The 17,358-nt window shown below is 71.6% G+C and carries 15 protein-coding genes; 10 read left to right on the plus strand and 5 right to left on the minus strand.

What is annotated here, in order from left to right; all coding sequences use genetic code 11:
* The first annotated feature begins 20 nt into the window (after positions 1–20).
* The 4 genes from CHC11_RS36640 to CHC11_RS36655 all read left to right on the plus strand — a co-directional run bounded on the left by CHC11_RS36640 (position 21) and on the right by CHC11_RS36655 (position 3,806).
* A complete protein-coding gene (locus CHC11_RS36640) occupies positions 21–545 on the plus strand; it encodes a GNAT family N-acetyltransferase (RefSeq protein WP_245920233.1) in 525 nt (174 codons plus the stop codon).
* 39 nt (positions 546–584) lie between these two features.
* Positions 585–1,007: a DUF3151 domain-containing protein gene (locus tag CHC11_RS36645; RefSeq protein WP_089316488.1), complete on the plus strand. Its 423-nt coding sequence runs from the start codon at positions 585–587 to the stop codon at positions 1,005–1,007.
* Positions 1,008–1,204: 197 nt separating this feature from the next.
* Positions 1,205–2,488, plus strand: coding sequence for an adenylosuccinate synthase (locus CHC11_RS36650; protein WP_089316489.1), 1,284 nt, complete (start codon positions 1,205–1,207; stop codon positions 2,486–2,488).
* Positions 2,489–2,963: 475 nt separating this feature from the next.
* Positions 2,964–3,806: a glycerophosphodiester phosphodiesterase family protein gene (locus CHC11_RS36655; RefSeq protein ID WP_245920235.1), complete on the plus strand. Its 843-nt coding sequence runs from the start codon at positions 2,964–2,966 to the stop codon at positions 3,804–3,806.
* 268 nt (positions 3,807–4,074) lie between these two features.
* On the opposite strand, the gene CHC11_RS36660 is transcribed toward CHC11_RS36655, so the two are convergent.
* Positions 4,075–5,163: a magnesium and cobalt transport protein CorA gene (locus CHC11_RS36660; protein ID WP_089316490.1), complete on the minus strand. Its 1,089-nt coding sequence runs from the start codon at positions 5,161–5,163 to the stop codon at positions 4,075–4,077.
* 370 nt (positions 5,164–5,533) lie between these two features.
* Here CHC11_RS36660 and purD point away from each other — a divergent pair, with 370 nt between their 5' ends.
* The 6 genes from purD (at position 5,534) to CHC11_RS36690 (ending at position 13,749) form a co-directional block, all read left to right on the plus strand.
* Positions 5,534–6,784 carry a phosphoribosylamine--glycine ligase gene (gene purD, locus CHC11_RS36665; protein ID WP_089316491.1) on the plus strand — a complete coding sequence of 417 codons (1,251 nt, stop codon included), beginning with the start codon at positions 5,534–5,536 and terminating at the stop codon, positions 6,782–6,784.
* A 34-nt stretch (positions 6,785–6,818) separates the two neighbouring features.
* Positions 6,819–7,964: a low temperature requirement protein A gene (locus CHC11_RS36670; protein WP_089316492.1), complete on the plus strand. Its 1,146-nt coding sequence runs from the start codon at positions 6,819–6,821 to the stop codon at positions 7,962–7,964.
* Positions 7,957–9,267 carry an adenylosuccinate lyase gene (purB, locus tag CHC11_RS36675; RefSeq protein WP_089316493.1) on the plus strand — a complete coding sequence of 437 codons (1,311 nt, stop codon included), beginning with the start codon at positions 7,957–7,959 and terminating at the stop codon, positions 9,265–9,267. Before CHC11_RS36670 ends, purB begins: the two co-directional genes overlap by 8 nt.
* Positions 9,268–9,275: 8 nt before the next feature.
* Positions 9,276–10,064 carry an MOSC domain-containing protein gene (locus CHC11_RS36680; protein WP_089316494.1) on the plus strand — a complete coding sequence of 263 codons (789 nt, stop codon included), beginning with the start codon at positions 9,276–9,278 and terminating at the stop codon, positions 10,062–10,064.
* 269 nt (positions 10,065–10,333) lie between these two features.
* The gene (murA, locus tag CHC11_RS36685) at positions 10,334–11,620 is read left to right on the plus strand and encodes a UDP-N-acetylglucosamine 1-carboxyvinyltransferase (RefSeq protein ID WP_089316538.1); all 1,287 of its coding nucleotides are present in this window, start codon (positions 10,334–10,336) and stop codon (positions 11,618–11,620) included.
* A gap of 800 nt (positions 11,621–12,420) precedes the next feature.
* Positions 12,421–13,749: a transcriptional regulator gene (locus CHC11_RS36690; protein ID WP_089316495.1), complete on the plus strand. Its 1,329-nt coding sequence runs from the start codon at positions 12,421–12,423 to the stop codon at positions 13,747–13,749.
* 16 nt (positions 13,750–13,765) lie between these two features.
* On the opposite strand, the gene hisC is transcribed toward CHC11_RS36690, so the two are convergent.
* The 4 genes from hisC to CHC11_RS36710 all read right to left on the minus strand — a co-directional run bounded on the left by hisC (position 13,766) and on the right by CHC11_RS36710 (position 17,328).
* Positions 13,766–14,839, minus strand: a complete 1,074-nt coding sequence (gene hisC, locus CHC11_RS36695) for a histidinol-phosphate transaminase (protein ID WP_089316496.1) — start codon at positions 14,837–14,839, stop codon at positions 13,766–13,768.
* 39 nt (positions 14,840–14,878) lie between these two features.
* Positions 14,879–15,172: a DUF6401 family natural product biosynthesis protein gene (locus tag CHC11_RS36700; protein WP_089316497.1), complete on the minus strand. Its 294-nt coding sequence runs from the start codon at positions 15,170–15,172 to the stop codon at positions 14,879–14,881.
* A gap of 57 nt (positions 15,173–15,229) precedes the next feature.
* On the minus strand, positions 15,230–15,904 hold the full coding sequence (locus CHC11_RS36705; RefSeq protein ID WP_089316498.1) for an NUDIX hydrolase: 675 nt from the start codon (positions 15,902–15,904) through the stop codon (positions 15,230–15,232).
* A gap of 77 nt (positions 15,905–15,981) precedes the next feature.
* A complete protein-coding gene (locus tag CHC11_RS36710) occupies positions 15,982–17,328 on the minus strand; it encodes a flotillin family protein (RefSeq protein ID WP_089316499.1) in 1,347 nt (448 codons plus the stop codon).
* Positions 17,329–17,358: the final 30 nt, after the last annotated feature.

The following is a 17,358-nucleotide window of genomic DNA, read 5'->3' on the forward strand; positions in this document are numbered from 1 at the left end:
TGTGCGGTCCAATAAGTTGCGTGAAGCAACTCGACGTGCGCACCGTCGCCCGCATCCGCACCGAGCCGGCCGACGTCCGGATCCGCCCGTACGGCGTCACCGACCGCGACCGCGTGCGGCGGATGTCGGACCGGCTGTCGGCCGACAGCCTCTACACGCGCTTCTTCTCCGGCACGCCACGCCTCCCCGACCACTACGTCGGCCTCCTGGAGGGCCTCGACCACTGGGACCGCGAAGCCCTCGTCGCGCTGGACGGGGACGAGGTCCTCGGCATCGCCGAGTACGTCCGCGACACGGCACGGACCTGGCGCGCCGACCTCGCCGTCCTGGTCGCCGACCCCTGGCAGCGCCGGGGTCTCGGCAGCACCCTCGTCGGCTGCCTGTCCGAGCTCGCCGGACGGCGCGGCATCACCGAGTTCGACGCGGACGTCATCCTCACCAACCGGCAGGCGCTCATGTTCGTCCGGAGCGGCTGGCCGGCGGCCCGATCCACCAGGGACGGCGGGTCCGCCCATTTCCGCCTGCCGCTCCCCGTGCCCGCCTGACCCCGGCCGGTTGATTCCGGACGGGGGCGCCCGCTTACCATGACCGGCATGACCCAGAACCTGCTCGGCGGCCCCGCTCCGACCGAACTTCCGGACAACGTCGAGGCCCGGACGGCCCTGGAGGAGGGCGTCGACCCGTTCGAGGTAGCCGCGCGCCACCCGGACCACCCGGGCGCGTGGGCCGAGCTGGCCGACCGCTCCTTCGCCAAGGGCAGCGTCATCGACTCCTACGCGTTCGCCCGGACCGGCTACCACCGCGGGCTGGACCAGCTGCGCCGGGCGGGCTGGAAGGGCCACGGCCCCATCCCGTGGGAGCACGAGCCCAACCGCGGCTTCCTGCGCGCCCTGCACGCCCTCGCCCGGGCCGCCGCCGCCATCGGCGAGGAGCCCGAGGCCGAGCGCTGCAAGACGTTCCTCCGCGACAGCAGCGCCGAGGCCGCCGACGCCCTCAACGGCTCCTGACGCACGGGACGGTCCGCCGCCGGCGGACCGTCCCCGGGCCGCCCGCCGGGGACCGGCGGGCGGGCTCCCACGGCCCTCGACCAGGGACCGGCCGGCCTCCGGTTTCTTTGTCGGCCGCCTGCGGGTACGCTTTGATCGCAAGAGGCCCCTTCGCGCTTGCGGCGACCGGGGCCTTCGTCGTGGGAAGGGAAAGTGGCATGCCTGCCATCGTTCTTGTCGGTGCCCAGTGGGGAGATGAGGGCAAGGGCAAGGCGACAGACCTGCTCGGTGGGGACGTCGACTACGTCGTCCGCTACCAGGGTGGCAACAACGCGGGCCACACCGTGGTCATCGGCGACAAGAGCTACGCGCTGCACCTGCTGCCGTCCGGAGTGCTGTCGCCCGACGTCATCCCGGTGATCGGCAACGGCGTGGTGATCGACCCGGCCGTGCTGCTGCAGGAGATCGACGGCCTGCGGGACCGCGGCATCGGCTGCGAGCGGCTGCTGATCTCGGCGAACGCGCACCTGATCATGCCGCACCACCGCGCCCTCGACAAGGTCACCGAGCGCTACCTCGGCAAGGCCCGGATCGGCACCACCGGCCGCGGCATCGGCCCCACCTACGCCGACAAGATCAACCGGATGGGCATCCGCGTCCAGGACCTGTTCGACCCGAACATCCTCACGCAGAAGCTCGACCTGGCCCTGCGCGAGAAGAACCAGGTCCTGACGAAGGTCTACAACCGCCGCCGTATCGAGACCGGGCCGATCGTCCAGGAGTACCTCGCCTACGGCGAGCGCCTCAAGCCGTTCGTCGCCGACACCACGCTCGTCCTGAACAAGGCGCTGGACGACGGCAAGGTCGTCCTGCTGGAGGGCGCGCAGGGCACGCTGCTCGACATCGACCACGGAACGTACCCGTTCGTGACGTCGTCCAGCCCCACGGCCGGCGGCGCCTGCGTCGGCTCCGGCGTCGGCCCCACCAAGATCAGCCGCGTGATCGGCATCCTCAAGGCCTACACGACCCGGGTCGGGTCCGGCCCGTTCCCCACCGAACTGCTGGACGATCAGGGCGAGTACCTGCGCACGACCGGCGGCGAGTACGGCGTGACCACGGGCCGCGACCGCCGCTGCGGCTGGTTCGACGCCGTGATCGCCCGCTACGCCACCCGCGTCAACGGCATCACCGACTACTTCCTCACGAAGCTGGACGTCCTGTCCGGCCTGGAGCAGGTCCCGGTGTGCGTGGCCTACGAGGTCGACGGCGTCCGGGTGGACGAGCTGCCCACCACGCAGACCGAGTTCCACCACGCCAAGCCCGTCCTGGAGTACCTGGACGGCTGGCAGGAGGACATCACGCGCGCCGAGAAGTTCGAGGACCTGCCCGCCAACGCGCAGGCGTACGTCCGGGCCCTGGAGAAGATGTCCGGCGCCCAGATCTCAGCGATCGGCGTCGGCCCAGGCCGCACCCAGACCCTCTCCCTACGGCCTCTTGTTTAAGGCGTTTTTCTCCTCCTTCGGGCCTGGCGGCCCTCCATCGTCGATAAACGCGGGCGATCGCTGGCATCGCTTCGTCTCGCCTTGCGGCTCGCTGCGCGATCAGATTCTTGCTTCGCTCGAATCTGCCTTCGGACGCGATCGCAACCATTGAGGTCGCTGCGTGGTGCGGCGCGGGCTGAGCGATGCGGTGCAGAGGGCGCGGGCTGGGCCCCGGCCGTGGCCCTTGATGTTGTCGCGTGGCGCGGCTAGGACCGGGCGATGCGGCGCAGGTAGGCGCCGACCCACGACCCTTGAGCTGACGCGTAGCGCAGCGAGGATCGGGGATGCGGAACACGAGGCGCAGGTGGGCGCCGATCCGCGACCCTTGAGGCTGACGCTTGGTTGCGGCGGGAGCTGGGGTCTGCGGGCTGTTGGGGGCCGTGGACTTGTGGGGTCTGTGCTCGTGCGTTCGGTCACGGACGGTAGCGTTCGTTCGGTGATCTCTTCCGTCGAGGTGCACGGACACCGCGGGGCGCGCGGCCTCCGTCCGGAGAACACCCTGCCCGGTCTCGCCCACGCCCTCGACCTCGGCGTCGACACGATCGAGCTGGACGTGGGCCTGTCCTCGGACGGCGTCGTCGTCCTCGGCCACGACCAGGTGCTCTCCCCCGCCGTCCTCGCCGACACGGGCCCCGCCCGGCCGGGCGACCCCGCCTACCCCTACCTCGGCAAGCCCGTCCGCGAGCTGTCCCTCGCGCAGCTGCGGACGCTCGACGCGGGCCTCAGCTGCGAGGCCGCCCTGATGCCCGGCACCCGCATCCCCACGCTCGCCGAGGCGTGCGCCCTGCTGGCCCCCACCGGCGTCGGGCTCTCCGTCGAACTCAAGACGGACCCGTCCTGGACCGGCGAAGAGGTGGAGCTCCTGACCGCCTCCGTCGCGGCCGTCCTGAGGGCCTTCGGCTGCACAGAACGCGCCCAGCTCCTGGCCTTCGACTGGCGCGTCCTGGCCGAGGCCCGCCGCCACTACCCGGACCTGGGCCGCGTCGCCCTGATGGAACGCAAGACCCTCGTCCCGGAAACCGACTGGCTGGCGGGCCACTCCCCGGCCGACCCGGTGGCCGCCGCCTTCGCACTGGGCGCCACGGCCGTCTCCCCCGAACACGAGATCACCACGCCCGCCCTGATAGACCAGGCCCACTCCCTGGCCCTCCCGGTCATCGTCTGGACGGTCAACACCCCCGCGGACATGACCCGCTTCATCACGAACGGCGTAGACGGAATAGTCACCGACTACCCAGACCGCCTCAAATCCCTCCAAGCACCAACCCCCGCCCTCTGAGTCCAGAGGGCCCAGCCACCACCGCAACCAGTAACAACCGAATGGCGGGGGTCGGCGCCCAGCCTCCGCCCCCTGAACCGCACCGCTCAGCCCCGCCGCACCACGCAGCGACCTCAATGGTTGCGATCGCGTCCGAAGGCAGGTTCGAGCTTGCGAGAACCTGATCGCGCAGCGAGCTGCCAGGCGAGACGAAGCGATGCCAGCGATCGCCCGCTTTTATCGACGATGGAGGGCCGCCAGGCCCGAAGGAGGAGAAAAAAGCAATAAATCACAACCAGCCGTTGCGGCGGAAGCCTCGGTAGAGGGCGAAGCAGGCCAGGGAGATGACGCTGAGGATCATGGGGTAGCCGTACTGCCAGCGGGTTTCGGGCATGTGGTCGAAGTTCATGCCGTAGACGCCGGCGATGGCGGTGGGGACCATGAAGATGGCGCCCCACGCGGAGATCTTGCGCATGTCCTTGTTGTCGGCGACGGTGACCTGGGTCATGTGCGCCTGGAGGATGGGGTTCAGGAGTTCGTCGTAGGACTCGACCTGCTCGCGGACGCGGGTGAGGTGGTCCTCGACGTCGCGGAGGTACTCCTTGATCTCGACCGGGACGAAGCGGCGGCCGGTCAGGTTGCGCAGCGGGCCGGCGAGCGGGCCGACGGCGCGCTTGAGCTGGATGACCTCGCGCTTGAGCCGGTAGATGCGGCGGGACTCGTCGGTGCGCTCGGGGGAGAAGACGGCTTCCTCGACCTCGTCGATGTCCTCCATGACGGCGTCGGCGACGCCGACGTAGCCGTCCACGACCCGGTCGGTGACGGCGTGCAGGACGGCGGCGGGGCCGAGGGCGAGGCGCGCGGGGTCCTTCTCCAGGTCGCGGCGGACGGGGCCGAGCGCGCCGTGGGCGCCGTGCCGGACGGTGACGACGAAGTCGGGGCCGCAGAACAGCATGATCTCGCCGGTCTCGACGACCTCGGCGCCGCCGCCGGGGCCGCTGGAGACGTAGCCGACGGTCTTCATGACGACGAAGTGGACGTCGTCGTAGCGTTCGAGCTTGGGGCGCTGGTGGGCGTGGATGGCGTCCTCGACCGCGAGCGGGTGCAGGCCGAAGACCTCGGCGAGGTCGGAGAGCTCGCCGGCGGACGGCTCGTGGAGGCCGACCCACACGAAGCCGGCGCTGTCGCCCTCGGGGACGAGCCGGCCGTCGCGGACGAGGCGGACGGCGTCGGCGACGGTGGCGGTGCAGACGCGGTGGCCGTCGATGTAGGCGGCCCAGTCGATGACGGCGGAGTCGCGGTTCGCGGCCTGCACGCCGCTGGGGCGGCCGCGCGTCTTGAAGAGTACGCGGCTGGGGCGGACTCGTGTCATGGCCATGGAGGTGCTCCTAAACCCGCCGGCCACGCACGCAGCGCGCGCTCGACCCAGGCTGGTCAGCTAAGGGAGCGCGCGAGAGCCATGACCGGGCGCCAGAGGGAGGCGGACGGTGGAACAGTCCTGCTCGGACTGTGAGGGTTCTCCGGCGAACTGCAAGGATCACCAGGACTCATCCCGACCACCTCCTTTCGGGCACCTCGACACCGGGCGGTCAAGCCCGTGGCAGCGTACCAGCCGATATGTAGGACGCCGCCCGTATCGGTGAGGTTCACACGACCCCGGTGTGACGGCGGCCTCACCCCGCCGCATGCCCCTTCGCGCAAGGGTTGTGCGCGCCCGGCGCGGGGCGGGGGACCAGTAGGCTCGCGACGTGCGAGTACTCGTTCTTGGATCGGGCGGCCGCGAGCATGCGCTCGCCCGCGCCCTGCACCGCGACCCTTCCGTCACCGCCCTCCACTGCGCCCCGGGCAATCCGGGCACGGCAGAGATCGCGGACAATCACCAGCTCGATCCGACGAACCGCACGGCGGTGGTGGAGCTGGCCGCGCGGCTCCGGGTCGGCCTGGTCGTCATCGGTCCGGAGGCCGTGCTCGTGGCAGGGGTCGGCGACGCCCTGCGCAAGGCCGGCATCCCCTGCTTCGGGCCGGACCGGGCCGCCGCCAGGATCGAGGCGTCCAAGGCGTTCGCCAAGGAGGTCATGGCCGCGGCGGGGGTGCCCACCGCCGACTCGCGGGTCTGCGAGTCGAGCGGGCAGGTCGAGGAGGCGCTCGACGCCTTCGGCCCGCCGTACGTGGTGAAGGACGACGGGCTGGCGGCCGGGAAGGGCGTGGTCGTCACCGAGAGCCGCGACGAGGCGCTGCGGCACGCCGACGCCTGCGACCGCGTCGTGGTCGAGGAGTACCTGGACGGTCCCGAGGTCTCCCTGTTCGCGCTGTGCGACGGGCAGCACGCCGTCCCGCTGCTGCCGGCGCAGGACTTCAAGCGCGCCTACGACGGCGACGAGGGCCCGAACACGGGCGGCATGGGCGCCTACACGCCGCTGCCCTGGGCGCCGCCCGGCCTGGTGGACGAGGTCATGTCCACGGTCGTCCAGCCCACCGTGGACGAGCTGCGCCGCCGCGAGACCCCGTACGTCGGCGTCCTCTACGCCGGGCTCGCCCTGACGTCCAGGGGCGTGCGGGTGGTGGAGTTCAACGCGCGCTTCGGCGACCCCGAGACCCAGGTGGTGCTCGACCGGCTGGCCACGCCCGTCGCCACGCTGCTCCAGGCGTGCGCGATCGGCGGGCTCGACCCGAGCCTGCAGCTCGAATGGCTGCCGGGCGCGGCCGTCACGGTGGTCGTGGCCGCCGAGGGCTACCCGGCCGCGCCGGCGAAGGGCGACGAGATCACCGGCCTGGAGGAGGCCGCCGCGGTCGAGGGCGCCTACGTCCTGCACGCGGGCACCGCGCTCGGCGGCGAGGGGCGGCCGGTCGCGAACGGCGGACGGGTCCTCAACGTCGTCGGCACCGGGCCCGGCCTCGCCGCCGCCCGCGCCGCCGCCTACGAGGCCGCTTCCAAGATCGGCCTGCGCGGGTCCCACCACCGGACGGACATCGCCCTGAAGGCGGTCTCCATGCCATGATTACCTGATTACATCGATACAAGGCAGGTCAGGCATGGCTTCCCCTTCCGTGCCCGCGGGCGAAGAGGTCTATGGCGTCACGACGCTGGAGCTCTTCTTCGACCTGGTGTTCGTCTTCGCGGTGACCCAGCTCAGCCACGTCCTGGTCAAGGAACTGAACGTCTTGGGCCTGGTCCAGGTCGTGCTGATGTTCGGCGTCCTGTGGTGGATGTACGGCGGCTACGCGTGGCTGACCAACACCCTCACGCCCACGACGGCGGCACGGCGCCTGCTGCTCCTGGTCGGGATGGGCGGGTTCTTCATGGTCGCCCTGGCCACCCCGACGGCGTTCAAGGGCGGCGGCGTCGTGTGGGGCCTCGGGTACCTGGTCCTGGTGCTCGCCCACGTGACGCTGTACGCGCAGGGCAATCCGAACATCCTGCGCGTCCTGCCGGCCAACCTGCTCGCGGCGGCGCTCATCATCGTCGCCGGGATCCTCGACCACGGGCCGGCCGTGTACGTGCTGTGGACGCTCGCCCTCGTCGTCCCGATCGTCCAGCCGTACATCGTGCCGGCGGGCGGGCTGTTCACCATCCAGCCCGCGCACATCGTCGAGCGGCACGGGCTGCTCGTCATGATCACCATCGGCGAGTCGGTGATCGCGGTCGGGGCGGGCGCCGAGCACGCGCACCTGGACGCGGGCCTGGTCGTCGCCGTGCTGCTCGGGCTGGCGCTCGCGGCGGCCGTCTGGTGGAGCTACTTCGCCCGGGACGACGAGCGCGCCGAGGCGGCGCTGAGCGCCGCCGACGACGTGCGCCGCACCCAGATGACGATGTTCGGCTACTTCTACGCCCACATCCCGCTGGTCGTCGGGATCATCGTCGCGGCGGCCGGCATGGGGACGGCCGTCGGGCACGCCTGGGACGGCCTGCACACCGGCCCCGCGCTCGCCCTGGCCGGCGGCGTCGCGCTCTACCTGGCGGGCGACGTGGCGTTCCGCCGGACCGTCCGCATCGGGCCGTCCCGCATCCGGCTCGGCGCCGCCGCGGCCGCGCTCGCGGTCACCCCGCTGGGCCTCTGGCTGGCCGCCGCCGAGATCGCCGCCCTCGTCCTGGTCATCGCCGCCGCGCTGGCGCTCGAACACGCGGCGACCCGGCCGGACGCCGCGGTTCCCGGCCTGGGACAATCATCGGGTGATTGAGCGCTACACCCTTCCGGAGATGGGACGCGTCTGGAGTGACGCGCACAAGTACGAGCTGTGGTGCCAGGTGGAGGTCCTCGTCGTCGAGGCCCACGCCGAGGCCGGCACGATCCCGGCGGAGGTGGTGGGGCCGGTCCGCAAGGCGCCGCCGCCGACGCCGGAGGCCGTGCACGCCATCGAGGCGGTGACGCAGCACGACGTGATCGCCTTCCTGTCGGCGTGGGCGGACAACACCGAGCCCCGGGAGGCCGCCCGGTTCGTCCACTTCGGCATGACGTCGTCCGACCTGCTCGACACGGCGCTCGCGCTGCAGCTGGTCGAGGCCACCGACATCCTGCTGGAGAAGGCGGACGCGCTCGTCGCGACGCTGCGCGACCACGCGCTGGCGCACCAGGCGACGCTGCGGGTCGGGCGCACGCACGGCATCCACGGCGAGCCGGACGTGTGGGGCCACCGCGTCGCCGACTTCGCGTTCGCCATGGCCCGGTCCCGCGACCGGCTGCGGCGCGCCCGCGAGGCCGTGGGCGTGATGGCGATCTCCGGCGCGGTCGGGACGTACTCCAACATCGACCCGGCGATCGAACTGCACGTCGCACGCAAGCTCGGGCTGCGGGCCGCGGACGTGTCGACGCAGGTCGTCCTGCGGGACGGGATCAGCGAGTGGGTCTCGTCCCTGGCGATCATGGCGACGGTGTGCGAGGCGATCGCGCTGGAGGTGCGGCACGGGCAGCGCACCGAGGTCCGGGAGCTGTGGGAGCCGTTCGGCAAGGGCCAGAAGGGCTCGTCGGCGATGCCGCACAAGAAGAACCCGATCATCTCCGAGCGGCTGGCGGGGATGGCGCGGATCGTGCGGGCCCAGATCGTCCCGGTGCTGGAGGGCATCCCGCTGTGGCACGAGCGCGACATCTCGCACTCCTCCACCGAGCGGATCGCGCTGCCGGACGCCTCCATCGCGCTCGACTACATGCTGAACCTGACGAATCGCCTCATGTCCGGACTTGTCGTTGACGAGGCGCGGATGCGGGAGAACCTGGAGTCGACCGGCGGGCTCATCTACACCTCGACCGTCCTGCTGGAGCTGGTCGAGGCGGGCATGTCGCGCGACGAGGAGGCGTACCCGCTCGTCCAGAAGGCCGCCATGCAGACGTGGGAGACCGGCACGCCGTTCCGCGAGACCCTGCGCGTGCACGCGGCGGAGGCGGGCCTCACGCTGGACGAGAAGCGCCTGGACGAGGTGTGCCGCCCCGAGCGCTTCGTGGAGCGCCTCGGCCAGATGTTCGACCGCCTGACAGCTCTCAGTTAGGAGGGGCCGTGCAGGGGACCGTGACCGAGCTGAACGCCTACCCGCTCAAGAGCGGGGGCGGGACCGCGCTGCGCAGCGCCGAGCTGACCGCGCGCGGCCTGCCGTTCGACCGCGAGTTCATGCTGGTCACCCCCGAGGGCCGCTTCCTGTCCCAGCGCGACCACGCCCGGATGGCGCTGCTGCGCCCGTCCTACGACGGGACGGTCCTCACGGTGGACGCCCCCGGCGCCCCGCGGCTCGTCCACAAGGCCGCGGACGAGGGCGAGGTGCGGGAGGTCTCGGTCCAGCGGTCGCAGTGCCGGGGCGTCGACCAGGGCGACGAGGCGGCGGCCTGGTTCGGCGACCTGCTCGGCGCCGACTGCCGCCTCGTGCGCTTCACCGGCCTGCGTCCCACGGCCCGCGGCGGCGGCGAGGTCATGTTCGCCGACGGCTACCCCCTGCTGGTCATCTCCGCCGAGTCGCTCGCCGACCTCAACGCGCGGCTGGACGAGCCCCTCCCGATGAACCGGTTCCGCCCGACCCTCGTCGTCGAGGGCCTCGGCCCCTACGGCGAGGACGAGGTGCGCCTGCTGCGCGTCGGCGAGGCCGTCATCGAGATGGTCAAACCGTGCACCCGCTGCGTCATCACCACCACCGACCAGCGCACCGCCGAGCGCGGCCGTGAGCCGCTGCGGACGCTCGCCTCCTACCGCACCCGGGACCGCGGCATCCAGTTCGGCCAGAACTGCGTCCCGCGCGTCCTCGGCACGCTCAGGGTGGGCGACCCGGTGGAGGTCGTGGCGGCCCGCCACCCCTGATGATCTTCAAAACCCCGGCGGCGAAGGCCCGCCGCCCCTAGGCTCCCCACGGGGAATTTTCCGAGGGAACGCGAACCTTTGGCGTGTTCCGGAGGTCTCAACGAGCAGACTGACGCCCGCGGGGCCGGGCCGGACGCCACACCTCCGGCCCGATGGTTTACTGGGGTCGCGTCGGCAGCGGGGGGACACCGTCAGGCACGCTCGGCCCTCGTGCTCCCAACTGGATCGCACACGCAAGCGCACCCGAGAGGAAGTTAGGCGGCATGAGCATGGGCCACGAGGTTCGCTACCGCATGCGCGGCGGCCGGCAGCTGCACGGCACGGTCTTCATTCAGGGGGCGAAGAACGCCGTCCTGCCGATGATCGGCGCCTCGCTGATGGCCTCCCGGGGACGCACCGTGCTGCGCAACGTCCCGATCATCGAGGACGTGCGGCGGGCGGTGGAGCTGGCGCGGGCCATCGGGGCCAAGGCCGAGCTGCACGAGACCGAGCGCACGCTGGTGATCGACGCCTCGACGCTGAGCAGCCCCGTGCTGCCCGCCGAGATCGCGTCCCGGTTCCGCGGCTCGTTCCTGTTCGTCCCGGCGCTGCTGCACCGCCTCGGCGAGGCGGTCATCGAGGGCGTCGGCGGCTGCAACCTCGGCAGCCGCAACCTGGACTTCCACTACAACGGCTTCAAGCGGATGGGCGCCACGGTCACCGAGCACGTGGCCGACAACGGCGACGGCATCATCCACATCAAGGCCGGCGACCTGCGCGGCGGCACGCTCTACTGCGACACCCCCTCGCACACCGGCACCGAGAACCTGATCATGGCCGCGGCGCTGGCGCACGGCACCACGCTGATCAAGAACGCGGCGCTGGAGCCGGAGGTGCTGGACAACATCGCCATCCTCCAGGCGATGGGCGCCCGGATCAGCGGCGGCGGCACCGGCTTCATCACGGTCGAGGGCGTGGACGAGCTGACCGCCGTCGAGCACACCGTGATGCCCGACCGGATCGACGCCGGCGTGTTCGTGATGGCCGCCGCGATCACCGGCGGCGACCTCAGCCTCGTCGGCGCCTCGCTGGAGCACCTCGGCGTCGCCGCCGACAAGCTGGAGCAGATGGGCGTGGAGTTCCACCAGCAGGGCGCCGTCCTGCAGGTGCGCCGCGACCGGACGCTCCGCCCGATCAACGTCATCACCGACGAGTACCCGGGCTTCGCCACCGACCTGCAGTCGCCGATCATGGCGGTGTCCTGCCTGGCCGAGGGCCCGTCCTACATCTACGAGCGGATCTTCGACGGCCGGTTCAAGCTGGCCGGCGAGCTGGCGAAGATGGGCGCCGACATCGAGATGGACGGCAACCGCGCGAAGGTCAACGGCCCGCGCGGGCTGCGCGGCGCCGAGGTCGAGGCGCACGACCTGCGCTGCGGCAGCGCCCTGGTGCTGGCCGGCCTCGCCGCCGAGGGCGAGACGACCATCACCTCCGCCTACTACCTCGACCGCGGGCACGCGCACACGGCCGAGCGGCTCTCCCAGCTCGGTGCCGAGATCGTCCGAGAAGCCGGCTAGCGCCGCGCGGCGAACGGGATCACGCGCACCGATCGGCCGAATGTGGCCTCGGGCCTGACCAACTCCTGGTTGATCCCTGACGAGCCGTGTAACGGTTCGCGACAAATCCGTTGAGCCGTGCGTTACCGCCCGGTTACGCACGGCTCGGACGGAGCTTCCTTACCACCCGAACACCGACTCTCTGACCTGCGATGTCATGCGTGGAACGGTCCGAATCGACCGGACCGTAACGCGGTAAAAAATCACCGGCCGCCCCCGACCACGCGGTCTGGACGGATCACTCGTCTTTCCGGAGCGGTCGAGATCGGGTCGCCGGATTTCGGCCCTCGCGTAAACCAAACGGACGCCGCAGGGGTCCCTCCAGTACGTAGGAGCGTCAGGAAGGGGCCCCCGCCGTGATTTCGGGTCTTGTTTTTCAACTTCGGACATCCGAAGATGCAGGATCAAGGCTGGCCGATTGGTGACAAATTACTGACCAGGGGGTCGCGTAGGTTACTTTTTCGCCGCACTCTTGATTCGATTTCGCGTCTGGGTGTCACATCGCGTCGCCCTGACCCGATCTGCCAGCTAGAAGGAGATCTCCTCCGCTTCACCGAGGCGGGCGGGAGCTCGGGACGGACGGCCCTCCTCCACTTTCCGGAGGCGGGTTCGCGGGAAGTCGAATCGCACGGGATCTGCGGGTGCTGGGTCAGAAGGCAGGGGCGTCAAGCCATGAGTCAACCGTTGGGCGGAACGTGCGCGATCAGATGGCCGGGGCGGCGCCCCCGCCGAGAGGCCGGATGGGAAGCGAGCGATCTTCGATGACGGCTGCGCGAGCGGGGTCCGTCACCCCCGACCTCACGATCGGGGTCGTCGGCCCCCATGACCTGGTCGAACGGGTCATGCTCATGGGCCACGGCCCCACACCCGTACCGAGCAGGCTGGTGGCCGCCGCGTACCGCGACGAGCAGGAGGCTGCCGACAAGGTCGTGCGCCTCGGCTCGGGCGTGGACGTGTGCCTGTTCGCCAGCCCGGTCCCGTACGACTTCGCGCGCAAGGCCGGCGTCCTGACGATGCCCGCCACCTACGTGCCGCTGAACGGCGCCGCCCTCCAGGGCGCGCTGCTGCGGGCGTCCCTCGACGAGCGCTTCGACCCGTCCCGGGTCAGCATCGACGTGCTCGGCCGCGCCGAGGTCGAGGAGGCCTACTCCGAGATCAGCCTCGGCACCGAGCAGGTGCACCTGCGCGAGGAGGCCGCCGGTCCCGGCACGCTCGCCGCGTTCCACGAGCGGCTCTGGCGGCGCGGCGCGACCACCGTCGCGATGACCTGCGTGCACGCCACCGCCGAGCGCATGGAGATGGCGGGCGTCCCGACCATCCGGGTCCGGCCGACCGGCGCCGCGATCCGCAGCTCCCTGCAGACCGCCGCGCTCCTCGGCGCCCACCACCGCCTGGAGGAGTCGCAGCTCGTCGTCGTGCTGGTGGACGTCCCGACCCTCCGCGAGACCCCGCGCCGCGTCACCCCGCGCTACTGGCGCGACGAGCTGAAGCTGGCCCTGCACCGGGTGCTCCTCCAGGAGGCGCACCGGATGAACGCCTCGGTGTGGCCCGTCGACGACCACAGCTACCTCGTCATCGCCACGCGCGGCTCGGTCACGGCGTCCACCGAGGGCTTCCGGACGCCGCCGTTCGTCGAGCGCGTCCGCGAGGAGCTCGGCCTGGCCATCGAGGTCGGCATCGGCATGGGCCGCACGGCCCACGAGGCGGAGAACCACGCCCGCGCCGCCCTGGCACGCTCCCAGAGCTCCCAGCGGGCGCAGGGCTTCGCGCTGGACCGCGACGGCCGCGCGCTCGTCCCCGCGCCCCGCACGCCGCCGCGCACCCAGCCGCAGGTCAAGCCGAAGGGCCTGGAGATCCTGGCCCGGCTCGCCGACAAGCTCGGCGACCACGAGCAACCCCTCATCGTGGACGCGGAGAACGCCGGCAAGATGCTCGGCGTCACGCCCCGCACGGCCCGCCGCCTCCTGCGCACGCTGGTCGAGGAGGGCCTCGCCTGGCCGCTGCCCCCGAACCGCACCCCCCAGCCCGGCCGCCCCCGCCAGCTCTACCGCCTGATCGTCGAAAAGCTGGGCCCGGCGAAGACGAGCTGAGGGGGCGGGCGGCGGGTCAGCGCTCGAAGGTCCTGGTGACGGCCAGGAAGGCGTCGTTCTCCTCGGGGGAGCCTATGGAGACGCGGGCGCCCTCGCCGTCGAAGGGGCGGACGCTCACGCCCTGGGCGTCGCAGGCGGCGGAGAACTCCATCGTGCGGTCGCCGAGGCGCAGCCACACGAAGTTGGCCTCGGTGGGCGGGACCGTCCAGCCGTCGGCGAGGAGGGCGGCGCGGACGCGGTCGCGCTCCTTCACGGTGCCCTCGACGCGTTCCATCAGCTCGTCGGTGGCGTCCAGGGACGCGATGCCGGCGGCCTGCGCCACGGAGTTCACGCTGAACGGCAGGAACGTCTTGCGGATGGATCCGGCGACGAGCGGATGCGCCACGAGGTAGCCGATGCGCAGGCCCGCGAGACCGTAGGCCTTGGAGAACGTGCGCAGGATCGCCAGGTTCGGGCGGTCGCCGTAGAGGGTGAGGCCGTCGGGCACCTCGTCGTCGCGGACGTACTCGCGGTACGCCTCGTCCAGGACGACCATGCAATCGGCGGGGACGCGGTCCAGGAACGCCTCGATCTCCGCGCGGCCGACGGCGGTGCCGGTGGGGTTGTTCGGGTTGCAGACGAAGACCACACGCGTGTTCTCGGTGATGGCGTCCGCCATCGCGCGCAGGTCATGGGTCTCGTCCCGCACGGGCACCTGGACGCTCGTCGCGCCCGACAGCGACACCAGCAGCGGGTACGCCTCGAACGACCGCCACGCGTACACGACCTCGGCGCCCGGCTCGGCGACCGCCTCCAGCAGCATCTGGGTCATCCCGACGGAACCGCAGCCCACCGCGACGTGGTCGGCGGGGACGCCGCAGAACGACGCGATCGCCTCGGTCAGCGAGGTCGCGTTGTTGTCGGGGTAGCGGTTGACGTTGCGCGCCGCCTCGCCGATCGCCTCGACGACCGAGGGCAGCGGCCCGTGCGGCGACTCGTTGGACGACAGCTTGAACGAGCGGCCGTCGGGCGACACCACGACCTTGCCGGGCCTGTAGGCCACGAAACGGTCGAGGACGGAGCGGAAGCGGGGTGTGGTTGCCTCGGACACCGTTGTCCTCCAGATTGCACAGGGGTGGTGATCCCCAGCCTACGCAGCGTTCCTCATCATCCAACAAACAGCCACGATGCGGACGAACTCCCAGTCCTGGGTGTCCTGCGGCCACCATCCCCGGTTGAACGCGTCCTCCGCGAAACCGTGCAGGTACCCCATCAGCTCGTCCGCGCCGGGCGGTTCGCCGGGCGCGCCGAGCTCGTCGCGGACACTGGCCACGTGCTGGTCGACGGCCGCCGCGAGGCCCGGGGAACCGGACATCTCCGCGACGCCCGCCTCTCCGATGTCCCGGACGAGCAGGCCGAGCACGTCGGGCGAGTCACCGTTCATAGGGGGTGAAACTAGCAACGGTCCGGCGCTGCTCGGAACATCGCCCCAGGTAAAGGCTCATCCGCGGGGCCGCAGCATGGGCGGCCTCAGCTGCTCGGCGTCGCCCCTGCGGTAGAGGCGCGCGGGGCGTCCGCCGTCGCGGGTCGTCGTCCGGTCGGTGGGGATGAGGAACCGGTCGGCGCCGGTCACCTTCCGGTGGAAGTTCCGCGGGTCCAGGGTGGTGCCCCACACGATCTCGTAGACGCGCCGCAGCTCCGCGACCGTGAACTCGGGCGGGCAGAACGCCGCCGCCAGGGAGGTGTACTCCAGCTTCGCCCGCGCCCGCTCCATCCCGTCGCCCAGGATCCGCCGGTGGTCGAACGCGGCCCGGTCGTGGTGGAGGAGGTCGTCCACGGCCGTCCACAGAACCTGGGCGCGGCTGGAGGCGGGCAGGTCCGGCGCCAGCCCCAGGTACGCGACGCTCACCACCCGCTGCCGGGGGTCGCGGTCCGGGTACCCGAAGGTGGCGAGCTGCTCCAGGTGGATCCGCACGTCCGCGAGGCCCGCCCGCTCGGCCATCAGCCGGGCCGCGGCCACCGGCAGGTCCTCGTCGAGCTGGATGAACCCGCCCGGCAGCGACCACGCCCCCTCGTACGGCGGCCGGTCGCGCCGCCACCGCAGAGCGCACAGGCGCTGCTCCCGGACGGTGAGCACCACGAGGTCGACGGAGACGGCAAGCCGGGGCACGGGCATGCAACGAACTTAGCGGGACCGGCCCTCCGCCGAAGCCAGGAAGGCCCGGCGGGGCCGGGCCTTCCGCGCATCGGCGCCTAGTCTTCCTTCGGGACCTCGACGGGGACGGTCGCGGCCGGGACGCCGTTGTGGCCGTTGGTTCCCCCGGGGGCGCTCTGGGCGTTCATCCCGGCGAGCAGCTGGCGCGCGACGCCGAGGCCGGTGCCGCCGAGCGTGAGGGCCTTGGCGAGCATGTCCTCGACGCCCTGGGCGCCGTTCAGCACGACCATGTTGTCGACGTTGCCGAACACGCCCGCGCCCGCCTCGACGATCTGCGGCCACTTCTCGGCGAGCTGCTGGGCGATGACGGCGTCGGTGTTCTCCGCCAGCGCCTCCGCGCGGGCCTTGATCGCCTCGGCCTCGGCCAGGCCCCGGCGCCGGGTCGCGTCCGCCTCGGCCTCACCGATCAGGCGGATGGCCTCGGACTCGCGCTGCGCCTTGAGCTGGACCTCGGTCGCCGCGGCCTGGGCGTAGGAGATGCGCTCCTCCCGCTCGGCCTCGGCCAGCTTGACCTGCTCGTAGGCGCGGGCGTCGGCGGGCTTGCGGATCTCGCTCTCCAGCCGCTTCTCGGTGCGCTCGGCCTCCAGTTCGGCGTTGCGGGTCTCCTTGAGGATGACCTCCTGGCGCGCCTGCTGCGCGGCCTGCTGCACCTGGCCCTCGTACTCGGCCTTCTTCATCTCGGTGTCCCGGATGACGGCCGCGTTCTGCCGCTCGGTCTCCTGCTCGCGCTCGGTGGCCTCCTGGTTGCGCTCGGCCTCGGCGATGCGGGCGGCGGAGGCGACCCTGGCGGCGTGCGGGCGGCCGAGGTTGGTGATGTAGCCGGTCTCGTCGTCGATCTCCTGGATCTGCAGGGAGTCCACGACCAGGCCGAGCTTGCTCATCTCGTCGGCGGCCGAGCCGCGGGTCTCGGAGGTGAGCCGCTCGCGGTTGAGGATCAGGTCCTCGACGGTGAGGTTGCCGATGATGGAGCGCAGGTGGCCGGTGAACAGCTCGTGGATCGCGCCGTCCATCGAGTTCTGCTGCTCCAGGAAGCGGCGCGCCGCGTTGGCGATCGACACGAAGTCGTCGCCGACCTTGTAGATGACCACCCCGCGGACCTTGACGGGGATGCCCTGCTGCGTCACGCAGTGGACCTCCAGGTTCGCGGCGCGGCTGTCGAGCCGCAGCCGGCGCGAGGTCTGGAAGCCGGGCAGGACGGACGTCCCCTTGCCGGTGATGATCTTGAACCCGAGGCTGTCGACCCCGTCGATCGGCTTGGACTTGGCGCCGAGCCCGGAGATGATCAGGGCCTCGTTCGGCTCGGCGACCCGCCACACCATCTTGAACAGAACGATCAGCACGATGACGGCGACGACGACGCCGATCGCCAGGACGACCACGGGCATACGGGCCTCCTCCTCCGGGGGTAGGGCGGC

It is taken from the genome of Actinomadura mexicana (genome assembly GCF_900188105.1).
GTDB classification, from domain to species: Bacteria; Actinomycetota; Actinomycetes; order Streptosporangiales; family Streptosporangiaceae; genus Spirillospora; species Spirillospora mexicana.